19 protein-coding genes and 1 riboswitch are annotated in these 20,643 nt (G+C 47.0%); of the genes, 12 read left to right on the top strand and 7 right to left on the bottom strand.

Features of this window, described 5'->3' with window-relative positions; genetic code table 11:
- The first annotated feature begins 18 nt into the window (after window positions 1–18).
- Both JOE45_RS07685 and JOE45_RS07680 read left to right on the top strand, forming a co-directional pair.
- Window positions 19–2,352 carry a hypothetical protein gene (locus JOE45_RS07685; RefSeq protein ID WP_210020755.1) on the top strand — a complete coding sequence of 778 codons (2,334 nt, stop codon included), beginning with the start codon at window positions 19–21 and terminating at the stop codon, window positions 2,350–2,352.
- 40 nt (window positions 2,353–2,392) lie between these two features.
- The gene (locus JOE45_RS07680; protein WP_210020756.1) at window positions 2,393–2,986 is read left to right on the top strand and encodes an MSMEG_1061 family FMN-dependent PPOX-type flavoprotein; all 594 of its coding nucleotides are present in this window, start codon (window positions 2,393–2,395) and stop codon (window positions 2,984–2,986) included.
- 42 nt (window positions 2,987–3,028) lie between these two features.
- Here JOE45_RS07680 and JOE45_RS07675 read toward each other — a convergent pair whose 3' ends face one another.
- Genes JOE45_RS07675 through JOE45_RS07660 form a run of 4 tightly spaced genes read right to left on the bottom strand, consistent with a single transcriptional unit; the run spans window position 3,029 to window position 6,377 of the window.
- Window positions 3,029–4,066 carry a ThiF family adenylyltransferase gene (locus JOE45_RS07675; RefSeq protein WP_210020757.1) on the bottom strand — a complete coding sequence of 346 codons (1,038 nt, stop codon included), beginning with the start codon at window positions 4,064–4,066 and terminating at the stop codon, window positions 3,029–3,031.
- A gap of 31 nt (window positions 4,067–4,097) precedes the next feature.
- Window positions 4,098–4,838 carry an ATP-binding cassette domain-containing protein gene (locus JOE45_RS07670; protein ID WP_210020758.1) on the bottom strand — a complete coding sequence of 247 codons (741 nt, stop codon included), beginning with the start codon at window positions 4,836–4,838 and terminating at the stop codon, window positions 4,098–4,100.
- Window positions 4,835–5,464: an ABC transporter permease gene (locus JOE45_RS07665; protein WP_348632593.1), complete on the bottom strand. Its 630-nt coding sequence runs from the start codon at window positions 5,462–5,464 to the stop codon at window positions 4,835–4,837. Before JOE45_RS07665 ends, JOE45_RS07670 begins: the two co-directional genes overlap by 4 nt.
- A 58-nt stretch (window positions 5,465–5,522) precedes the next feature.
- Complete coding sequence (locus JOE45_RS07660; protein WP_210020760.1) at window positions 5,523–6,377, bottom strand: ABC transporter substrate-binding protein; 855 nt, start codon at window positions 6,375–6,377, stop codon at window positions 5,523–5,525.
- Window positions 6,378–6,576: 199 nt separating this feature from the next.
- Between JOE45_RS07660 and JOE45_RS07655 the strand changes: the two genes are divergently transcribed.
- Window positions 6,577–8,385 (top strand): aldehyde ferredoxin oxidoreductase family protein, encoded by a 1,809-nt coding sequence (locus JOE45_RS07655; RefSeq protein ID WP_210020761.1) that lies wholly within the window; start codon window positions 6,577–6,579, stop codon window positions 8,383–8,385.
- Window positions 8,386–8,432: 47 nt separating this feature from the next.
- On the opposite strand, the gene JOE45_RS07650 is transcribed toward JOE45_RS07655, so the two are convergent.
- Window positions 8,433–8,705, bottom strand: a complete 273-nt coding sequence (locus tag JOE45_RS07650) for a MoaD-like domain-containing protein (RefSeq protein ID WP_210020762.1) — start codon at window positions 8,703–8,705, stop codon at window positions 8,433–8,435.
- Between the two features lie 7 nt (window positions 8,706–8,712).
- The gene (locus JOE45_RS07645) at window positions 8,713–8,988 is read right to left on the bottom strand and encodes a ubiquitin-like small modifier protein 1 (RefSeq protein ID WP_210020763.1); all 276 of its coding nucleotides are present in this window, start codon (window positions 8,986–8,988) and stop codon (window positions 8,713–8,715) included.
- A gap of 93 nt (window positions 8,989–9,081) precedes the next feature.
- Between JOE45_RS07645 and JOE45_RS07640 the strand changes: the two genes are divergently transcribed.
- The 6 genes from JOE45_RS07640 to nthB all read left to right on the top strand — a co-directional run bounded on the left by JOE45_RS07640 (window position 9,082) and on the right by nthB (window position 16,423).
- Window positions 9,082–10,323, top strand: coding sequence for a molybdopterin molybdotransferase MoeA (locus JOE45_RS07640; protein ID WP_210020764.1), 1,242 nt, complete (start codon window positions 9,082–9,084; stop codon window positions 10,321–10,323).
- Between the two features lie 38 nt (window positions 10,324–10,361).
- Complete coding sequence (locus JOE45_RS07635) at window positions 10,362–12,266, top strand: molybdopterin biosynthesis protein (protein WP_210020765.1); 1,905 nt, start codon at window positions 10,362–10,364, stop codon at window positions 12,264–12,266.
- 27 nt (window positions 12,267–12,293) lie between these two features.
- Window positions 12,294–13,322, top strand: coding sequence for a GTP 3',8-cyclase MoaA (moaA, locus tag JOE45_RS07630; protein WP_210020766.1), 1,029 nt, complete (start codon window positions 12,294–12,296; stop codon window positions 13,320–13,322).
- Between the two features lie 627 nt (window positions 13,323–13,949).
- Entirely contained in the window at window positions 13,950–14,615 is a 666-nt protein-coding gene (locus JOE45_RS07625; protein ID WP_210020767.1) for an isochorismatase family protein, read from the top strand.
- A gap of 31 nt (window positions 14,616–14,646) precedes the next feature.
- The gene (locus tag JOE45_RS07620) at window positions 14,647–15,669 is read left to right on the top strand and encodes a TRAP transporter substrate-binding protein (RefSeq protein ID WP_210020768.1); all 1,023 of its coding nucleotides are present in this window, start codon (window positions 14,647–14,649) and stop codon (window positions 15,667–15,669) included.
- An 85-nt stretch (window positions 15,670–15,754) separates the two neighbouring features.
- A complete protein-coding gene (nthB, locus tag JOE45_RS07615) occupies window positions 15,755–16,423 on the top strand; it encodes a nitrile hydratase subunit beta (protein ID WP_210020769.1) in 669 nt (222 codons plus the stop codon).
- A gap of 216 nt (window positions 16,424–16,639) precedes the next feature.
- Here nthB and JOE45_RS07610 read toward each other — a convergent pair whose 3' ends face one another.
- The gene (locus tag JOE45_RS07610) at window positions 16,640–16,840 is read right to left on the bottom strand and encodes a hypothetical protein (RefSeq protein ID WP_210020770.1); all 201 of its coding nucleotides are present in this window, start codon (window positions 16,838–16,840) and stop codon (window positions 16,640–16,642) included.
- A gap of 442 nt (window positions 16,841–17,282) precedes the next feature.
- Window positions 17,283–17,365: riboswitch (cyclic di-GMP riboswitch) on the top strand.
- Window positions 17,366–17,579: 214 nt separating this feature from the next.
- Here JOE45_RS07610 and JOE45_RS07605 point away from each other — a divergent pair.
- The 3 genes from JOE45_RS07605 to JOE45_RS07595 are packed head-to-tail and all read left to right on the top strand — an operon-like array spanning window position 17,580 to window position 20,631.
- Complete coding sequence (locus JOE45_RS07605; protein ID WP_210020771.1) at window positions 17,580–19,169, top strand: methyl-accepting chemotaxis protein; 1,590 nt, start codon at window positions 17,580–17,582, stop codon at window positions 19,167–19,169.
- Window positions 19,170–19,203: 34 nt separating this feature from the next.
- Window positions 19,204–20,172 (top strand): HD-GYP domain-containing protein, encoded by a 969-nt coding sequence (locus JOE45_RS07600; protein ID WP_210020772.1) that lies wholly within the window; start codon window positions 19,204–19,206, stop codon window positions 20,170–20,172.
- A 30-nt stretch (window positions 20,173–20,202) separates the two neighbouring features.
- On the top strand, window positions 20,203–20,631 hold the full coding sequence (locus JOE45_RS07595) for a chemotaxis protein CheW (RefSeq protein ID WP_210020773.1): 429 nt from the start codon (window positions 20,203–20,205) through the stop codon (window positions 20,629–20,631).
- Window positions 20,632–20,643: the final 12 nt, after the last annotated feature.

Below are 20,643 nucleotides of genomic sequence, written 5' to 3'. Positions count from 1 at the left end.
GGCAGGAGGGCAGGCTACATGCGCAGCAAGAGATCCAATCAGCGTTTGCGGCGTTGGTTCATATGGCCTTTGATCGGGAGTGTTCTCATGGCCTTAACCATAACGATCATTCAGGTGATTCAGCTGCAAAGGAATTCCCATCTCAACGACATTCAAACCGTAGAAGTCAACGGAATTTCGATCCCCGCTAAGGCAGGAGATGACTATCTTCAGGTTTATCGCAGCGGGGCTTGGCATGATTACTTGATCAAAGGCGTGAATATGGGGGTCGCCAAGCCGGGACATTTCCCTGGAGAAACCGCCATTACGAAGGACGAATACTACAGATGGTTTGAACAGATAGGAGAAATGCATGCGAACACTGTCCGCGTCTATACTCTGCATCCACCCGGATTTTACGAAGCATTGAAGGACTATAACGAAGATGCCAAAGAGCCGATTATGGTTCTGCACGGGTTGTGGATCAATGAGGAGAAGCTCGTTGGAACAGGAGATGCTTTCTCGGATGAGGTGAATCCGGAGCTGCAGCAAGAGTTCCGCGATATGGTGAATGTCATTCACGGGAAGGCGGATTTGCCTGTAAGGCCTGGACATGCCTCCGGAAAATACAGGGCGGATATTTCAAAATATGTCTTGGGCTGGGTTCTTGGTGTGGAATGGGATCCCGAGATGGTCGTATCGACCAACCGGAAGAACGAAGGGAAGACGCAGTTTGACGGGACCTATTTTCAGACGCAGCAGGCCTCGCCATTCGAAATATGGCTGGCCGGTCTGATGGAAGACGTGGCCAAATACGAAGCGGATACATATCATTGGCAGAGGCCGTTCAGCTTTACAAATTGGGTGACGACCGATTTGCTCGAGCATCCGTCCGAGCCTTCCGAGAATGAGGATCTGGTATCTGTTGATCCGGGCAACATCGACACGAAGCCCGCTTTATTGGGCGGCTACTTTGCCTCGTATCACGTATATCCTTATTATCCCGAGTTTATGAATTATGATAAAAGGTATTCGGAATATAAAGATTTTCGCGGAGAGGCTAACGGCTATGCAGGCTATTTGAACGATTTGAAGCGGGCGCACCATATGCCGGTATTGATTGCGGAGTTTGGGGTACCCTCCTCCCGAGGCATGACCCATCGTAACGTCAACGGCTGGAATCAGGGCTTCCACTCCGAAGCGGAGCAAGGAGCGATTGACGCCCGGTTGTTTGAAGATATCGTTCATGAAAAGATGGCCGGAGGACTGGTGTTCAGCTGGCAGGATGAGTGGTTTAAACGAACCTGGAACAATATGGACCTGGATAATCCGGACCGCCGACCTTATTGGTCGAACGCGCAAACCAGTGAACAGCAGTTCGGACTGCTCAGCTTTGACCCCAACGCGGAAGGCAAGCTGCTGCACGTGGACGGAGATTTGAAGGATTGGGAGCATGCGGATATACCAATGATGTATCTGGGGAAGACATCTATGCTTCAGACGCTGGATTCAAATGACGTACAGCGTCGTGTAGATCGGGCTGCGGCTTCCGCCGATGAAAGATATGTCTATTTCCGCCTGGATTACGGCAAGGATGAACAGCCGTTTGATTGGAAGCAGGGACATACGATGATCCTGCTGGATACCGTACCGGATCAAGGGGAGCATCAGGTTCCGGGCAGCAGCGGACTGACCAGCGACGCCGGCTTTGATTTTGTCATTGACTTGTCCGGTCCTGACCGCTCTCGGATATGGGTGGACAGTTATTACGATCCCTTTTATTATCAATATGGTCATATGCTAAACATGATCCCGGCAAAAGATTATGCGGGTACAAAGAATAACGGCCATTTTCATCCAATTCAATTGACTTTAAACAAGGAGCTGACGTTACCGGAAAGCGGTTTGAAGCTTCCTTTCGATGCTTACGAAACCGGACGGCTCCGTTTTGGCAACAGTAATCCTGCAAGTGATCAGTACGATTCCCTGGCAGACGTCTTTTTTAATGAAAAGGAGCGCGTATTAGAGGTCAGGATTCCCTGGCAGCTGCTGAATGTAAAGGATCCGAGCACGCATGAAGTCATGGGTGATTTATGGAAGGACGGTCTTAAAGCCAAGCAAATCGTCACAGGTTTCAAGTTTGCCGTCGTAACCTACAAGCCTAAGGAAGCGGATTCCGGACTTGGGGAAGGCGATATCGCTTTTACTTATCCGGCTGTAAACGAAGGAAGACTGCTTGCGGGGGAGCTCGTTGAGCTTGTGTGGAAAGCTTGGGAGCAGCCGCAGTACCATGAACGACTAAAGACTTCTTATTACACGATGAAGGAAGTATTCCTGCGGACTTCATTGAGCAGTCTTGGAGGCAACCCGTAGATGATAAAAAGATACTTTGCAGATAAGGAGGGGGATACGAATGAACCATGAATTATGGTCGCAAGGAATCATTACCCATAGGGATGAGCTGAGAGATGTAGTAGGTTCTCCCCACGAAGCCGTAGTGAAGAAAAGCATTGCGCAAATCGATGCTCATGTCCGAAACTATTTATCGATGTCCCCGCTTTTCTTTCTTTCAACAGCCAATAAAGACGGGAGATGCGATGTATCGCCCCGCGGCGACGAACCGGGCTTCGTCAAAGTAATAGACGACCGGCATCTGATCTATCCGGAACGTCCGGGAAACCGGCGTGTCGATTCCTTGTTGAACATATTGGATAATCCATATGCAGGTATGCTTTTTATCATACCGGGCCTGGAGGAAGTGCTAAGGATTAACGGCCGGGCGCGGATTACACGCAGCGAGGAAGTGTTAAAAGCGATGCTGTGGAATGATGTGCCTCAATTAGGCGTCATTGTTGAAGTAGAGGAGTGCTTTATTCACTGTCTGAGAGCGCTGAAGAAATCCATGATTTGGGAAGAGGAAGCTAGACCTGCAAAGAAAGATGTGCCTTCGATGACCGAGATGTTCCATGCCCATCTTCAAATGAATGGTTTCACCATCTCAAAGTAATCTACGGAAATGAACAAGCGGGTGCTGCACCCGCTTGTTGTTTTAATGACCCATATATTTAGCGTACAAAGATTTGGCCATGGCGATGTCCTGAGTTCCCTGCACCAGCACTCGACCGTCTTTAAACAAAACCAGCGTATAATCGTCGACATGAAACCGAAGGAGAAAAGGATTGCGCTCCACTTTTCCGATCCTGCGCAATACATTCTCCTCTTCTTCCAGATTTACCGTTCGTTGGCCTCTGGGGGTGATCTGAACCGTATCTCTGCCGCATAAAGCTGTAAATACCTCTTGGTCGTCCGCAGCAGGATAGAGAAACTCGAATTCACCTTTACCGCAAGCAGGACACTCCGGATGCTTACCTTGGCTGATATCCATCTGCATATGCCGGTTCGACCACAGCTCGAATTGCTCCAGGTAAGGGTTCAAATGCTGGTCTGCGCCCACCATAAGCTTTAAGGCTTCTGCCGCTTGATAGGAAGCAACGACATGGATGATCGGTCCAATGACGCCTACGGTGTCACAGGTGTCCCCTCTGCCGGACGGAGGATCGGGAAACAGGCAGCGGTAACAGGGAGTTACAAAAGGCCGGATGGCCGCAAACATGCCTCTTGAGCTAACCGCGCCGCCGTAAACCCACGGAATCCGGTGCTTGATCGCAACGTCATTCAGAAGGTATCGAATTTGAAAATTATCTGTTCCGTCCAAAATGATGTCTACGTCACTAAGCAGTTTTTCCGCATTATAGGAATGAACATCCCCAACAATGGGCTCGATGGTCACCGACGAATTCACTTTTTTCAGTTTGTCCGCAGCGGCGACCGCTTTCGGCGTATGGTTCTTAGCATCCCCTTCGTCATAAAGCATTTGCCTTTGAAGGTTGCTTTCCTCCACGAAATCGCGGTCGATGAATCGTACATACCCAACCCCGCTGCGGACCATATGGTTCGCCAGCACCGTACCAAGCGCGCCTAACCCGACGATGGCAACCCGGCTGCCCGATAGCTTCTCTTGCCCCGATGGACCGATGGGAGGAAACAGAATTTGCCGCGAATAGCGGGCGTTATGATTGGGTTCCATAGGTTCCTCCTCCTTTGGCTCTTGCCAAGCCTTAATAGATCATTTTGCCGCTGATAAAATCCTGAAGAGCTTCGCTTTGAGGGGATTCAAAAAAAGCTTGCGTAACGTTTTGTTCCACGATTTGCCCCTGATAAAGAAATAGACAATACTCGGACAAGCGTTTGGCCTGCTGCAAATGGTGGGTAACCATCAATATCGTCATCGAGCTTTCCTGGCGAATTCGGGTAATGATCTGTTCAATAATAAATACGTTTGGCGGGTCAAGATTAGAGGTAGGCTCATCCAGCAGAAGGAGCTTCGGCTGTAGTACCAGCGCGCGCGCAATTGCGATTCTCTGGGCTTCTCCCCCCGAGAGAGAGGTGGCTTTACGCCCCTCAGCAGCCGCAAGACCTACAAGCTCCAATGCTTCCCTTACCAGCTTCACTTTTTGGCTCTGGGCAACTCTTCTATAGCTCAGCCCCAACGCTACGTTCTCAAAAACCGTGGTCTGAAACATGACGGGCTTTTGCGCGACAAAAGCCATTTGTCTTTGTAAATGCAGTCTCTTCGAATGGGAAAGGGAGGTTAAATCCACCCGGTGTCCAAAAAAGGATAAGGTACCCGAATGAGGCTTCTCAAGGAAGTTCAATACGCGCAAAAAAGTGCTCTTACCGGCGCCGCTGGGTCCTACAATGCCATAAATGGAGCCTTCTTCAAAAGCTGCTGAGGGAATGGATAGAAGCATGCGATCACCGGCCGATACGGTGAGGTGTTCAATTTCTATGGATTTCATCGAGGTTTGTCCCTCCCGTTGTTCAGGTTTTGCAGCGCGCCCGCAACGAGAAAGCTGTTAAAAACAAAGCTAATAAGCAGAAGAACAATGCCGATTTGCAAAGCAACGTCGAAGCTGCCTTTCCGGGTCTCCAGAATGATGGCGGTAGTCATCACCCGAGTCTCGTGCTCGATGTTCCCACCAACGAGCATGACCGCTCCTACTTCCGATATCGCACGGCCATAAGCTGTGGAAATCCCTGACCATATTCCGCTTCTGGCTTCTTTCAGGATCGTCCATACCAGCTGTAAAGGAGTGGCGCCTAGGCTTTTGGCCGTTTCCCAATACGTTCTTTCCCGTGCTTGAATGGCGGACATCGTAAGTCCCGTGATGATGGGGGTGACCAGAATGCTCTGCGCGATGATCATAGCCTCGGGAGTGAACAGCAGCTGGAGAAATCCGAGCAGCCCATACTTGGACAGCATAATATAAACGATGACGCCAATGAGAACGGGAGGGAGTCCCATGAAAGTAAAAACTAGAATGATAATCAAGCGCTTTCCCGGAAAGGAGTACAGTCCTAGAAATGCTCCGCATGGAATGCCAATAAGCATCCCGACGATAATGGCAATGGTAGATACCTGGATGGATAACCCTATAATCTCAATGACATCTAAGCTAAAGATTCCTTACACTCCCTTTGATCTATCTTTTTTTGGCACTTGGGACAAATAAGCCCTTTCCATAGTCAGCCTTACCGAACTCTCCAATCTGCTTTTGGCCTTCTGTTCCGACTAAAAATTGGATAAATTGCTCTACTTCCTTCTCTTTGCTTGTAGATTTTACTTGGATGACCCCATAAGGATTGAGAAGGGAAGCGTCCCCTTCCTTCAAGACGACAAGATTAGCTGTACGGGATAAATAAGTCGCCTCATCTGTGAGTGTATATGCGTTCTTTTCATCCGCCATTTGAAGAGTGGCCCCCATGCCTTGACCTGCTGACAGATACCACGGGTCTTCAGGCTTGACGGCTGCTCCATCCCAAATGGACAGCTCCTTCTTGTGGGTTCCTGAATCGTCACCGCGGGAGATGAAGGCTGCTTTCTTCATAGCGATAGCTTTAAAAGCCTCGGGTGCTGTCGCCATGCCTTTAATACCCGCAGGGTCGTCTTTAGGTCCGACAATCAGAAACTGGTTATACATTACATCATAAGCATTGACGCCGAAACCTGAGGCTACAAATTCATCCTCCGACTTTCGGGCATGAACGAGGAGGACGTCGGCATTGCCGTCCTTGCCTAATTGAATGGCTTGTCCTGTACCGACAGCAACGACCTTGACTTGAATACCGGCCTTTTGTACGAATGCAGGAATGATCGAATCCAATAGACCCGAGTCTTGAGTGCTGGTTGTCGTGGCCAGTATTATGGATCCTTTTTCTTGGGAATTGGTCGTGGTGGAGGTTCCTTGTACGGTGCTGCCGCAGCCCGTCATCACGCCTGTCAGCAGCAGGAAGGTGAAGAAATAAGAAAACGCTAGATTTCGTCTGTTGGATATCATACTATCATTCTCCTCAGCCGTCCTTTTTCATAAAAATAAACGCTTTCAAATATACTGTATTACGAAGTTTCTTCCATAGCAATCTTTTTTGAATTAATTTAAACCACTGGTGAAAAAAGGAGGAATTATTTAATATATGTCGAAATAGTTATGAATATTAACAATAACTTGTTTACATTTAGAATGGGAGGCGAGTTGCATGAACTTAGGCGGTTTCAAGAACAAAGAGGTAGTGGTCGATTTAACATCCGGAACAATTAGCTACCGACAGATTAATGAGGAATTGGCAAGGAAATATATCGGCGGTCGGGGCCTTGGAGTAAAGTATCTTTTAGATAACGGCCCGGAAGTGGAAGCGCTCTCTCCCGAAAATATGCTTTGTATTATGACGGGTCCCGTGTCAGGATCGAGAACCGTAATGAGCGGCAGGCTTTGCGTAGTTACCAAATCACCGCTCACAGGTACCGTTACCGATTCCCATATGGGAGGATGGACAGCAGCGAGGCTCAAATGGTCCGGCGTGGACAATATCATTGTCACCGGCAAGAGCGACAAGCCTGTATATCTTTATATCGAGAACGGTAAGGCAGAGCTTAGAGATGCCAACGATGTATGGGGAAAAGGGACACGACCTACAATTCAGACGATGAAAGACAGATATGGAAAAGAAAATCTCAGCGTGATGTGTATCGGTCAGGCCGGGGAAAACCTGGTACGCTATGCCGGCTTCATGAACGAGAACGACCGTTCGGCAGGTCGCGGTGGAACAGGGGCCGTTGCAGGTTACAAAAATCTGAAAGCGATTGTCATCAAGGCCGAGCAAAAAGGAAACATGCCGGTTCCTGCTAGAGATGAAGATTATAAGCAAGCGAATCAGAACGGACTCAAGGCGGTCATGGAAGGCGGACTTACCGCTCCCAAGAAAGGCGGGCTCTCCGTCTACGGCACGAACGTGCTTACGAGTCTCATTAATGAAGTCGGAGCTTTGCCGACCATGAACTCGCAGTATACGCATTGGGACGCTTCCGATGGCCACAGCGGAGAGACAGTCAATTCGACGTTATTGGTTGCGGACAACACCTGTCATGCCTGTCCCGTGGCCTGTAAGAAGGAAGTTGAAGTGAAAGAAGGCAAGTACAAGACAAAGGTAGAAAGCTTTGAATATGAATCAGGCTGGGCACTGGGTGCGAACTGCGGATTAAGTGATGCAGCCGCGATCTCCTATATGATTAACATGTGTAATGAATATGGGATGGATACCATTGAACTGGGGAATGTTCTTTCTGTTACCATGGAGGCTGTTCAAAAGGGGCTCCTCTCTGAGAATCTCTCATGGGGCGATGCGGATCGTATGATTGAGCTGGTAGAGCAGATGGTCTTCCGTCAAGGCATCGGTGACATCCTGGCAGAGGGACCGACACGTGCAGCTGCGAAGTTCGGTGATCCGAATTTGGCTATGGCTGTAAAGGGTCAATCGATTCCGGCTTACGATCCTCGAGGTATCCAAGGGATCGGCCTTGGCTTTGCCACAAGCAATCGGGGAGCCTGTCACCTTCGCGGTTATACCGTAGCCAGTGAGATTGCGGGAATTCCGGAGCCTACGGACCGTCTCGTGGCTGAAGGGAAAGGTGAATTGTTGAAGGTATTCCAGGATCTTCACTCCTTCTCCGATTCGATGAACGTATGTAAGTTCTCTTCCTTCTCGGAGAATGCCGATAACTATGCGCAGCAGTACTCTGCGATGACAGGTGTAGATGTTACCAGTGATGATGTATTGAAAATCGGAGAGAGAATCTACAATCTGGAGCGGTACTATAATAATCTCGCCGGCTTTAATAAGCGCGAGGACGATTACCTGCCTAAACGCTTCACGGAAGAGCCTGCTACAGGGAACAGTGCAGGATCGGTAAGCCGGATGGATATCATGCTTGACGAGTATTATCAGGTTCGTGGTTGGGTGGATGGAGTCGTTCCGGCAGAAAAGCTGAAAGAATTAGAAATCATCTAACTAAAGAAGCATAAGAAAAAAGGTGGAATCTAGATTCCACCTTTTCTTTACCCTCCCGCCCTAAATGTTTTTCTGCGAAAGGCCGTTATCACATCCTGAAGTATCTCTTCGCTTGGTGCTTCAAACTGAATAAAAACAGCATTTACAATAAATACGGGCGTAAACCGGACGTGATTCTCACTTAGAATGATTGCTTGCCAATCGGGGCCTTGAAAAACAAAGGGAAATTCAAACGTTTGTTTCACAGCCCCTAATTCTATAAGATAATTCATTAGATGCTCAACATGAATGCCGCGGAATTCCAGTGTTTGCTCTACCATTGTCATATTATCCTCCTGCTACAGGGGGGAAGAGAGCAAATTGGTCTTGACCACTTACGGGTGTATTCAATCCATCCAAATGAATGATATTTCTGCCATTGATAAACACATGGACGAAGGGCTTGAGTTTTCTCTCATGATCAAATACCTCATCATCCATGGCGGGATAAAGCTTGATTAAATCATCGAGCACTTGAATGACAGAGCTTCCGTCAGGGGAAGGCACTTCAACAACTTTGTCCAAGCAAATATCGCGAAAATTAGCAAATAGTTTGACCTTCATATGGGCAGCTCCCTTCTCTGTTATTACCTATTATAATTGATTTACTTCCTATTTGTGTAGAGTTGTCAGAATTTTTAGCCTCAGGAGGACCGCATGAAATTTTTCAATGTAAAAACCGTAGATGAAACGATAGCCATCATCGAAGAGCAATTTGCTCCCATACATGAACCCGTTCGAATTTCAATCACAGAGGCGGTGGGCCGCATCCTCGCAGAGGATGTGTATTCCAAGGAACAGGTACCTCCATTTGCAAGATCTACGGTCGACGGTTATGCGGTTCAGGCGAAAACAACCTACGGCGCATCCGAGTCTATGCCTGCTTTTCTTGACATCACAGGAAAAATTCAGATGGGCAAGGGAGCAGAACTCCCGCTCTTTGAGGGTCAGGCTCAATATATTCCTACAGGAGGCATGCTGCCGAAGGGGGCCGATAGCATTGTCATGATTGAGCACGTTGAAGAGATGGGAGAGCTGCTTAATGTTTACCGCCAGGTGGCACCGGGGGAGAATATCATCCGTGCAGGCGACGACGTAGGAATCGGGGATCAAGTCATACCCAAAGGAAGCAGACTGCGGCCACAGGATTTGGGCGCATTAGCGGCGATCGGTGTCACGGAGGTTGCGGTATATCCCGTCCCGACCGTCGGTATTCTTTCTACCGGAGATGAAATTGTTCCTCCAGACAAAGCGGAGCTTTCCCCGGGCGAGATACGTGATATCAATAGTGTCATGATTGGCTCTCGATTAATGCAGCTTGGTGCCAAAGTGATTTATGGGGGCATCGTTCATGATGAATATGGTGAATTTTTAACACAAGCCAAAGCTTTATTTGACAAAGTCGATGTTCTTCTCCTATCTGGTGGAAGCTCGGTAGGAACACGGGATTATACCGTTCAAGTACTTGAGGCGTTAGGGGATCCGGGGGTGCTGGTGCATGGAGTGGCTACGAAGCCTGGCAAGCCGACGATTGTCGGAAATTCGCAAGGAAAACCTGTTATTGGACTGCCAGGACATCCGGTGTCCGCTTTGATCATGTTAGATTTGCTGGGCGTTCCTATCTTAAGACAGCTGCAAGGCGAATCGAAAGATATCCTGGATAGAAGGATTAGGGCACGTATCTCCCGCAATGTTCCTTCAGCCGTAGGCCGAAGCGACTATATCCGGGTACGTCTTGAAGAGCGCGATGACGAGCTTTGGGCCGTACCTGTATTTGGCAAATCGGGACTCGTCACAACGATGGTCGAAAGTGACGGAATTATGGAAATCACAGCGAACAAAGAAGGCATTATAGAAGGGGAACAGGTAAAAATCAAACTGTTTGGCAATGCACTCTAATTAGTAATACAGACATGATACGCAAGAAGGAGTAAACCATGCGAAAAATATATCTGGAAGACACTCCGCTTCAGGATGCGCAGCGTGAATTTTTGGAAAAGATCACGTTCGAAAGAAAGATAGAGAGTGTCCGGACAAGTGAAGCTTTAGGGAGAGTCACGGCTGAGCCCGTGTATGCTAAGGTATCGATGCCGAATTATCATGCTTCCGCTATGGATGGCGTCGCCGTTCCGGCAGTAAAGACTCATGGAGCGGATGAAAAGAATCCCGTTCGTCTTCAGCGGGGTGTGGATTATGAAATCGTTGATACTGGAGATCCGATCCCTCACGGGTTCGATGCCGTTATCATGATCGAGCATATCCATCAAGTGGATGAAGATACGATTGAGATTCTTGAATCGGTAGCGCCTTGGCAGCATATCCGTCCCATTGGCGAGGACGTAGTGGTGGGGGAAATGATCGTTCCGGCTCACCATGCTCTGCGTGCGGTGGACTTAGGAGCGCTTTTGGCAGGGGGAAGGGTAGAGGTTACTGTTCTCTGTAGGCCGAAGGTAGCGATCATTCCAACAGGCACCGAGCTTATCGAACCGCGAGACGCCGTTGGGCGCGGAGAGATTGTTGAATTTAACGGAACTGTTTTTGCCTCTTATCTCAAGGAATGGGGAGCCGAGCCGATTTATTTCGGGATTGTGAAGGACGAGTACGAGACCATTAAAGAAAAAGTACTCGAAGCGGCTCAGATCGCCGATATTGTTATTCTTAATGCAGGCTCTTCCGCGGGAACAGAGGATTTTACAGTGCATGTCATCACAGAAATAGGCCAAGTCTTTACCCACGGAGTAGCGACTAGACCGGGTAAGCCTTCCATTACAGGCGTAGTAAACAGGACGCCGGTTATTGGAGTGCCGGGGTATCCCGTTTCGGCCTATCTATCTCTCGAATGGTTCGCGCGGCCGTTGGTTTATCATTATTACGGCTTGATCGAGCCCAAACGGAACATTCTTCCGGTTAAGCTCGGGAGAAGAGTGGTCTCCGACGTAGGAGCGGACGATTTCGTACGAATGACGGTCGGGTACATTAATGGATCTTATATCGCTAACCCATTGACCCGCGCGGCGGGAGTCACGATGTCGATGGTGCGTGCGGACGGCTTGCTTCGAATACCGGGAGGGCACATGGGCTACGAGCAAGGGGAAGTGGTAGAGCTCGAGCTGTATCGTCCAAAAGAGCAAATCGAACGAACAACGGTGGTTACCGGAAGCCATGACCTGTCTGTTGACGTGCTGCATACACTGCTGCGCAAAGAACATCCAGATCGTTTCCTGGTATCGTCTCACGTGGGAAGCATGAGCGGAATCCTCGCCATTCAAAAAGGAGAGGCCCATGCGGCAGGCATCCACTTATTTGATGAGGAAACGGGAGCCTACAACGTTCCTTTTATAGAAAAGTATTTAAAAGATCAGGAAGTCGTTCTGGTTCAACTGGTTTATCGTGAACAAGGATGGATCGTTCCCAAAGGAAACCCCTTGGGAATCCAATCCGTTGCAGATATCATCAAGCCACAGGTGACGTATATCAATCGGCAGCGAGGAGCCGGGACGAGGCTGTTGTTTGATTATCTCCTCAAAAAAGAAGACATCGATCGCAATACGATTTACGGTTACGACAGGGAAGCCATCAATCACCTTAGCATTGCTGCGGCTGTGGACGGCGGTTCGGCGGATGTGGGGTTGGGAATTTATTCTGCTGCTCACGCGATGGGCCTGGATTTTATCCCCGTCGCAGAAGAGCGTTACGACCTCTTGATGTCGAAAAGCTTTTACGATAGTCTAGAAGGACAAATGCTATTGCATGTGATTCGCTCCGACACGTTCAAAATGGAGATGGAAGCTTTAGGAGGTTACAGCTGTCGAGAATCCGGGCAGATCGTGTTTGCAAAGTAATACTGATCGTTGAGGGAGTGATAAGTCATGCAGAAACCAACTCATCCGATTGTTGACAAGTTACAACGCCCTCTTCGTGACTTGCGCTTGTCCGTTACGGATCAATGTAATTTCCGCTGCCGGTATTGCATGCCGGAAGAAATATTTGGGCCTGATTTCACCTTCCTCCCTAAAGAAAAGCTTCTCACTTTTGAAGAATTGACTCGCATTTCCCGGATCTTTGTATCTCTGGGTGTGGAGAAAGTGCGGATCACCGGAGGGGAGCCGCTCATGCGCAAAGATCTTCCTATGCTCATTCACATGATCCAAGGGATCGATGGAGTCAGGGATATTGCGATGACGACCAATGGCTCTTTGCTGGCTAAGCACGCGCAAGCTCTGAAGGAAGCCGGGCTGCACCGGGTAACGGTAAGTCTGGATAGCCTGGACGATATCCGGTTTGGACAGATGAACGGCCGCCGATTTAAGGTATCCCATGTACTTGAAGGAATCGAAGCGGCTGCAGCAGCGGGCTTGAAAGTGAAAGTGAATATGGTGGTTCAAAAGGGAACAAACGATCAGGATGTGCTTCCCATGGCCAGGTATTTTCGGGAGCAAGGGCACATTCTGCGTTTTATTGAATACATGGACGTAGGCAATTCCAATGGATGGAGACTGGATCAGGTGCTTCCCAGTCAAGATATCGTCCAGAGAATCCATCAGGAAATGCCGCTTGAACCGGTCGAGCCTAATCATTACGGTGAGGTGGCCTCACGCTATCGCTATGTAGGGGAGGATTGCGAGATCGGTTTGATTTCTTCGGTCACTCAAGCTTTTTGCTCCACATGCACGAGGATAAGAGTTTCTGCGGAAGGGAAGCTGTACAGCTGCCTGTTCGCTTCTGCCGGGACGGATCTGCGAGATCCCTTGCGGGAGGGCTTAAGCGATCAGGAGATTCGGGAGTTAATCACGGATTATTGGAGTCATCGAGCGGATCGGTATTCCGAAGAAAGGCTTTCCAACACGCCTGGGCTTAAGAAAAGAAAGAAAGTGGAAATGTCTCATATAGGCGGGTAATAGGAAATGGGAAACAATCAAATAGGATGAATTTGCCCATCGCCCCGACCACGGTTTTATTGTGGATCGGGGCGATGGGCGTTTGATTCAGGCAGTGAGTTATTGCTCAGCATCACTGCTTTATTAAAGCTTTTGTGGTGGGCGACAGTACAGAACGTGATTAGATTTTCTAAATTCATAAATGTAGAACCTCCGCATAAAGATGCGTAAACCGCATGATACAATGACTATTATTCAATTGTATCATAGTTGTTTTATATTTATAATAACAATTGTAAGCACTTACACAACTTTTTTTCCAAGAGTCATACGATTAGCTGAAACAGTAGATTCGGCGGAATCAAACTATTCATGGAGGGATTCAAATGATCATGCGACTCCGCTTTCGGAACGGGTATCCAGAACCTTTGGAAACAAGCGGGCAGTCCTGCTGCGAGGACACGGCGTGATCAAGGCTAGCGGGTCTCTTGAAGAAGTGGTCAAGGCAGAGCGGCTATGGAAGTAATGTTCAGTCCGTTGGCTCTGGAAAGAGCGTGGGGTTATTGGTCCGACCGAGCCGTGATGTCGTTTTGATCTCGTTTTGGATCGCTTGGTTTTGAAAAAATAGATACGATCTGGGGGGTAAACATGGAAGAATATCGTTCAAAAACAGATGAAGAACAATTTTTTAAGGAAAAAGGCTTTGGGATGAATATCGGTTTTGGTAAGAGGCCGGCACTCGTTATTATTGATCTCACTCCCGCGTTTACCGATTACAAGAATCCAAGAATGCTTTTGGCTTCCAATTTAGAGTCACAGATTGCAGCGAACAATCGCCTTCTTGAAGCAGCTCACAGTCGTAAAATCCCTGTTATATTTACAAGGGTTGCTTATGATGATGACAATTTTCGGGATGCAGGGGCGTGGGCGTTAAAGCAAAAAGGGCTCGAAACACTAAAAGCGGGTACTACGGGGGTGGAGATTGATCCGGCGCTTGATTATCAAGAAGGCGATATGATCTTGACCAAAAAATACGCTTCTGCATTCTTCGGAACAGATTTAACTTCCCGGTTAGTGTCTCAAGGGGTTGATACTGTTATTCTCACAGGATGCTCAACCAGCGGTTGCGTACGTGCGTCGGCAGTTGACGGAATATCCTCCGGTTTCCGTCCCATTGTTGTAAGGGAGGCTGTTGGAGACCGTTCACAAATGGCACATGAACAAAGTCTGTTTGACCTTCAGGCGAAGTATGCTGAAGTAGTTAGTATTGAAGAAGTTTTGGAGTATTTTGATAAGATTGAACCTGCTGTTTAGTGATCCATTAAAAATTGGGGGGTATCACCACATGAAAAAAACGTTATCACTCACATTAGCTGCGATGTTAGGCTCGTCCATTCTTCTTAGCGCGTGTGGAGGAGGAGAGGCGCCATCCAATCAGGGATCTGATCAAGAACAGAGCGGTAAAACGTATTCATTCAAACTAACGCATATCACGCAGCCTACTCACGTCTGGCACAAAACCTCGGAAAAATTTAATGAAGAATTACAGGCTCGTTCCAATGGCCGCATGAAGGTGGATATTTTTCCGGCAGGTCAGCTTGGAGCTGAGAAAGACATGGTGCAGCAGTTAGAAAGCGGAACACTGGAATTCGGAATTATCACTAACGCGTATATGAGTACCCGTGCTGAAGCTTTTAATGCATGGAGCATGCCATTTCTGTTTAAGAATCTGGAAGAAACGACAGCGGCAACGAAGACAGAGCCTGCGCAAAAAATTCTGGATGAATTGAGTAAAAACGGGATTCAGGGATTGGCATACTTAACGACGGGAATCCGTCAGGTTTTCATGAAGGAGGGCTTTGTTGACAGCCCGGAAGATTTGAAGGGGAAGAAAATCCGCGTGCTTGGAAGCCCGTCCATTCTGGACTTCTGGAGAACCGTAGGGGCAGGGCCTACGCCAATACCGCTGCCTGAAATATACACTTCCTTACAATCCGGAGTGATCGACGGAATCGATATTGACACCGATGCACTGTTCTCGGAAAAATATTATGAAATCGCAAAAGATTTAACAATTACGAACCATATGGCATTTCCCGGCATCGTAGTCATGAGTAAAATGATACACGATCAAATGTCGGCGGAAGATCAAAAAATCGTGGCAGAGGCGATGCAAGCTGCCATTGATTGGGGAAATCAAGAAGCGATAGAGCGTGAACATAAAAACCTGGTAGAACTGAAAAAATTAGGAGTAAACGTTACCGAACTGACCAATACGGAAAGCTTCAATGCGATACGAGATGAAGTCTATGCTAAATACTCGGCTAATACGCTAATTAAAGAATTCATTGAAACGATCCGCAAATAATAACAGGAACACTATTAATCAGACGAGGATGATTTCGCCCTCGTCTCACTTTTATAGGTGAGTGATATAGAAAGGGGTATTTGACATGAACGGTGTACATGATATGGGCGGAATGCAAGGTTTTGGACAAATAGTACGTGAGGAAAATGAACCGGTTTTTCATGCAGATTGGGAAGGTAAAATGCGGGCGATGCTTGTTACTCTAAGTAAAAAAAATGTAATTAATCTGGATGAAGTCCGTTATGCGGTTGAAAGAGTCAAACCCGATTTTTACTTGGCCTTCTCGTACTACGAAAAATGGTTATATGGCTTATTGATCTTGTTAATTGAGAAAGGCGTTCTGAATGATGTAGAGATACAGGAAATAAAGAAGGGATTTTCTCTTGATGAAAACCAGGATCTTCTGAACGCATTGACTCAATTGAAATACGTTCGCGACAACAAAACGGCTCTGAACATCACTCGCGAATCAGCTCCAAAATTTAAGCCGGGGGATACAGTTATAACGAAGCTTATCCATTCGAAGGGACATATCCGATTACCCAGTTATGCCAAAGGGAAAATGGGATGCGTAAAAGAAATCCATGGGAATTACAAATTGCCAGAGACCAATATTTATTCCGAACAAGCGATTAAAGAACCCGTATACCTTGTTGAATTTGATGCTTCGGATTTATGGGGGCCGGATACGCCAAGAAAAGATAAGGTTCTGATTGACCTATGGGAGAGCTACTTGCAGCCTGCTACCATTTGAATCTGAAAGCGATTTGCCCACGTACGGGAAAAAACCTTATTTTGTGTGGACGTTTTACCGGAGTATACCGTTCGCTAAAGTCGCTGACTCGAACAAGTTAACCGGGAAACTCGCCAAGAAGTTTGGAATGGCGAGATAAACTGGAAGCTTAGCTGAACTAAATAAAACCAACAGATGCTCAGTGGCAATCTGTTGGTTTTTAGGTTGCTTCATAGGCTAGTTCGATTCCCTTTGCCTTGTACGTCCGCCGTTGATATATCCTCTGGCTATGCGGGAAGCCCGAAGGGTTGACACGATAACAAGCGTCTCATCCCGGGTCATATTCCGGCCTTCATACGAAAAGTCGGACAAATCAGCCATTTGTTCATTCGTATACTTGTCGAACAAGTCGATTAACATTTCCATATTATGGTCCATAGAAAGTTTCTCCTGCTATTGTTTTTTGTTTTTAACTACGATTTATTATTACAGAAGATTATGAAATTCGTCAACTGGGCTGGCACCTATGACGCATCAACGGATGCTTCATACGTTATCTGCTTTACATAGTTAACGATTGGGATGAACTGATTACTTTAGAATATAGCAGTTTATTCATTAGAGGTGCTGTTATGGAACAGTCGCCAATTCATCCGTAGATGCTGGAACACAAACCGCAGTTTGGTTATGGGTGTGAAAACTATAATTAAGACCATCAGACTATATGTACTGGATAACGGGACTGTAAGATCATGTAAACAAATAATAATTCTGATACTTTTCAAAAATATTTGTACATTTTTCGACAAAATCCAATGATTATTGACATTTGTTTTTGATTCAGTGTATTTTGATGTATGGTTATTATTACCTAAATTCTATTTGATAAAGGCAAACTTGCCGAAAGGTAAGGGCGCAAAGCCACGGGTCTAAGGTGCTAGCTATGACGGCCGGGTTGCCAATGGGGGAGAACAGGACCCTTTGGGGGTCCTTTTTTTGACCATAAAATAGAAAAATATGAAAGATCATATCATTGCAGGAAATCATCGACATGCTAGAACGGAATGGAGTTTTTATTTTTAAATTCGTCAAATTGATGTTGGTGGTGATGGGTCTTCTGTTGAAAATGGGGATATGACGCTAAGGTTTTATAAATTAAAAAAGGGGCTTACTACTAATGAAATGGTTTTATGATTTGAAAACGTCTGTGAAATTGATTTCAGCATTTGTCTTTATGGCCATCCTGCTTGCATGTGTGGGGTTCTTTGGATTAAATAACATGGGTAAATTAAATGACGAGATCACGATCACTTATAATGATCGTTTAATACCGATTAATGATCTTTCCAGTTCACAAATTTTGTATCAACGAATCAGAGTGAATATTCGCGATATGAACTTCGTAGCGAATACGCCTGAGGCTAAAAATAATTATGAACAAAGGATACAAGAACTTAAAATACAAATTGACGCAAACATCGATAAATACAGCAAAACAGGCTTGGACTCGCAAGCACAGGAATTGTTAAAGAAATTTGACCCCGCATGGCAAGCTTATAAAGGGATATTGGATCAGGCGATTCAATCCGCTCATGCCGGAGATGTGGAAGGATATTTAAGACTTGCTCCCGGTTTTAGAGAAGTAGGCGACCAAGCCGAAACGATTTTACAGGAGTTAATTTCCTTAAACATTCAGACCGCGGAAAAAGCGAATCAGGAGGCCAATGCTACTTACGCAAGCTCCCGAACCATTACGATAACGATTATCCTTGCTTCCCTGCTCTTCAGTATTGGATTCGGTTACTTCATCTCTCAAATTATTTCACGTCCTTTGAATCGCGTGGTGGGGTTAGTCGATAAAGTAGCCGGAGGCGATTTAAGAGAAACAGCGGATATCGATACGAAAGACGAGATAGGGCAGTTGGCTAATTCGATCAATGACATGGTGCTAAGCTTAAGAACAACGGTTAGCGGGATTATGGCATCAGCGGAAAGCGTCGCTGCAGCGTCCCAGCAAATATCCGCTACCACCGAGGAGATTGCGAGCGGTACAACCAGTCAGGCCAATGACGCTCAAACGATGAACGAATTGTTCAAGGAATTGTCTAACGCCATTGACTCAGTAGCTAAGGGTGCTGAGCAAGCCTCTGAATTGTCCAACAGCACGGTAGGAATTGCGCAGGAAGGCGGCAAAGTGGTCCGTTTCTCGATTGAAGGTATGCAGCTAGTCAATCAGCAAATGTCCCGCCTCGAAGAAGATTCGAATAAAATTGGGGAAATTATTGAAGTCATTGACGATATTGCCGAGCAAACGAATCTATTAGCTCTGAATGCGGCGATTGAGGCGGCTCGCGCTGGAGACCAGGGCCGGGGGTTTGCGGTTGTTGCGGACGAGGTACGTAAGTTGGCCGAACGCAGCGGTGAAGCGACCAAGCAAATCACGGCTATAATTAAAGGGATGCAGGTGAATACCCAGCAAAGTGTGAAAGCCGTAGGGGAAGGCGTCGTATCGTCGCAAAAAACCGGGGAAGCATTTGAGCATATTATCACGATGGTTAATGAATCCGCCCACAAGGTAACGGAAATCGCCGCGGCGAGCGAAGAACAGTCTGCTCAATCCTCGGAGGTGCTCGCATCGATCGAAAGTATCTCCGCCTCAACAGAAGAAGCGGCAGCAGCTTCCGAGGAAACCGCATCTACAGCTCAATCCCTTGCAGGGCTTGCGGATGAATTGAATAGTGCCGTATCAATTTTTAGAGTTAGATAAGTGATTTAATTATTATAGAAGGGGAATGAACACTGTGAGATTGATTCCTATCACTGAATATGATGACAGGACCATGCAGTTGGCGAAGCCGGTATATGACAGTCAGCGCCGTATGCTGCTGTCCGCAAACCAGACCATTCATCCTAAATATTTGGAAAGATTAGTTCAAATTGGCATCAAAAATTTGATTGTTGAAGACGCCGAATCCAAAGGAATTACACTGGAGGAAATGATCGATATTCCATCATGGATGGATATTGTGCAGTCGGTTCAGGAAGCCTTCAATGCCGTAAAATTAAAGAAGCAGATGCCCACTATAAAATTACTTCAAGGAACAGGACGTCTTATCCAGGAAATCAAAAGCCGGTCCCTTGTTTTGCCCGTACCCTCTACAACGTTGGCCGTGGAACTAAAACCTTATGCCCATGCGGTCAATGTAGCGATACTGTCCCTGCAAGTGGGTAAAATTCTTGGCTATAACGAATTAATGCTCCGGGATCTTGCATTGGGATGTTTGCTTCATGATATAGGAAAAGCGGTGAATAGTGTGGGAAGGGAGCATCCGGAGGCCGGATTTACTGTCCTGCGGAGTATTCGCGAAATCAGTTTATTATCTGCCCATATCGCATACCAGCATCATGAAACCCTCGACGGCCAAGGATACCCACGGTCGATCAGCGGGGAGGCTTTCCACCCCTATGCCCAAATATGCGGAGTGTGCAATGTGTACGAGAATCAAACGGGAGATACTCCTCCTCACGATGCTATGGAGATGGTGATGGCATTAAGCAGCATCTCCTATAATGTCGAAGTAATACAGGCCTTCGTGAGGGCCGTTCCTGCCTATTCTCCGGGAACCATAATTCTCCTTCAAGGTGGGGAAGAAGCGATCGTTACCAAGATCACCAGCCATATGCAGAGACCCGTTGTTCGTATTCTGGCTACAGGCGAGGAGATCTCCCTTGCGGATCATCCAACGATTATGATATCCGGTTGCAAATAAAATCAACAAGAGAACAGGTGGAGGATGAAGATGCAGGGTACTGGGCAGGAGCAATATGTCGAGTTTGGTATCGAAAGTGAACAATATGCCATTCGGATTCAGGATATTCATGAAATTATAAAGATGCAGAACATCACACAAATCCCTAACGTGATGCCCTATGTGAAAGGGGTTATTAACCTCAGGGGGAAGATTGTTCCCGTGATTAGTCTTCGCAATTTGTTTCAGCATGATGAAAAGGAATATTCCAAGACCACACGAATTGTGGTGGTTCATCATCAAGAGGATGCCGTTGGAATTGTTGTGGACCGCGTGAATAAAGTAACCACCTTCTCAGATATTCAGCTTCCTCCGGATTGTGTGGGCGGGATATCCGGCAGCTTTTTTACAGGTATCGGATTTACGGATAGCGGATTGGTCGGTATATTAAAGCTGGATGAAGTGTTAGTTCATGAATAGGAGTGAAACGTC

The sequence above is a fragment of the Paenibacillus sp. PvR098 genome (assembly GCF_017833255.1).
Lineage (GTDB): Bacteria > Bacillota > Bacilli > Paenibacillales > NBRC-103111 > Paenibacillus_G.
Note: the sequence above shows the minus strand (reverse complement) of the source record. Positions and strands in the feature narration are given on the sequence as shown.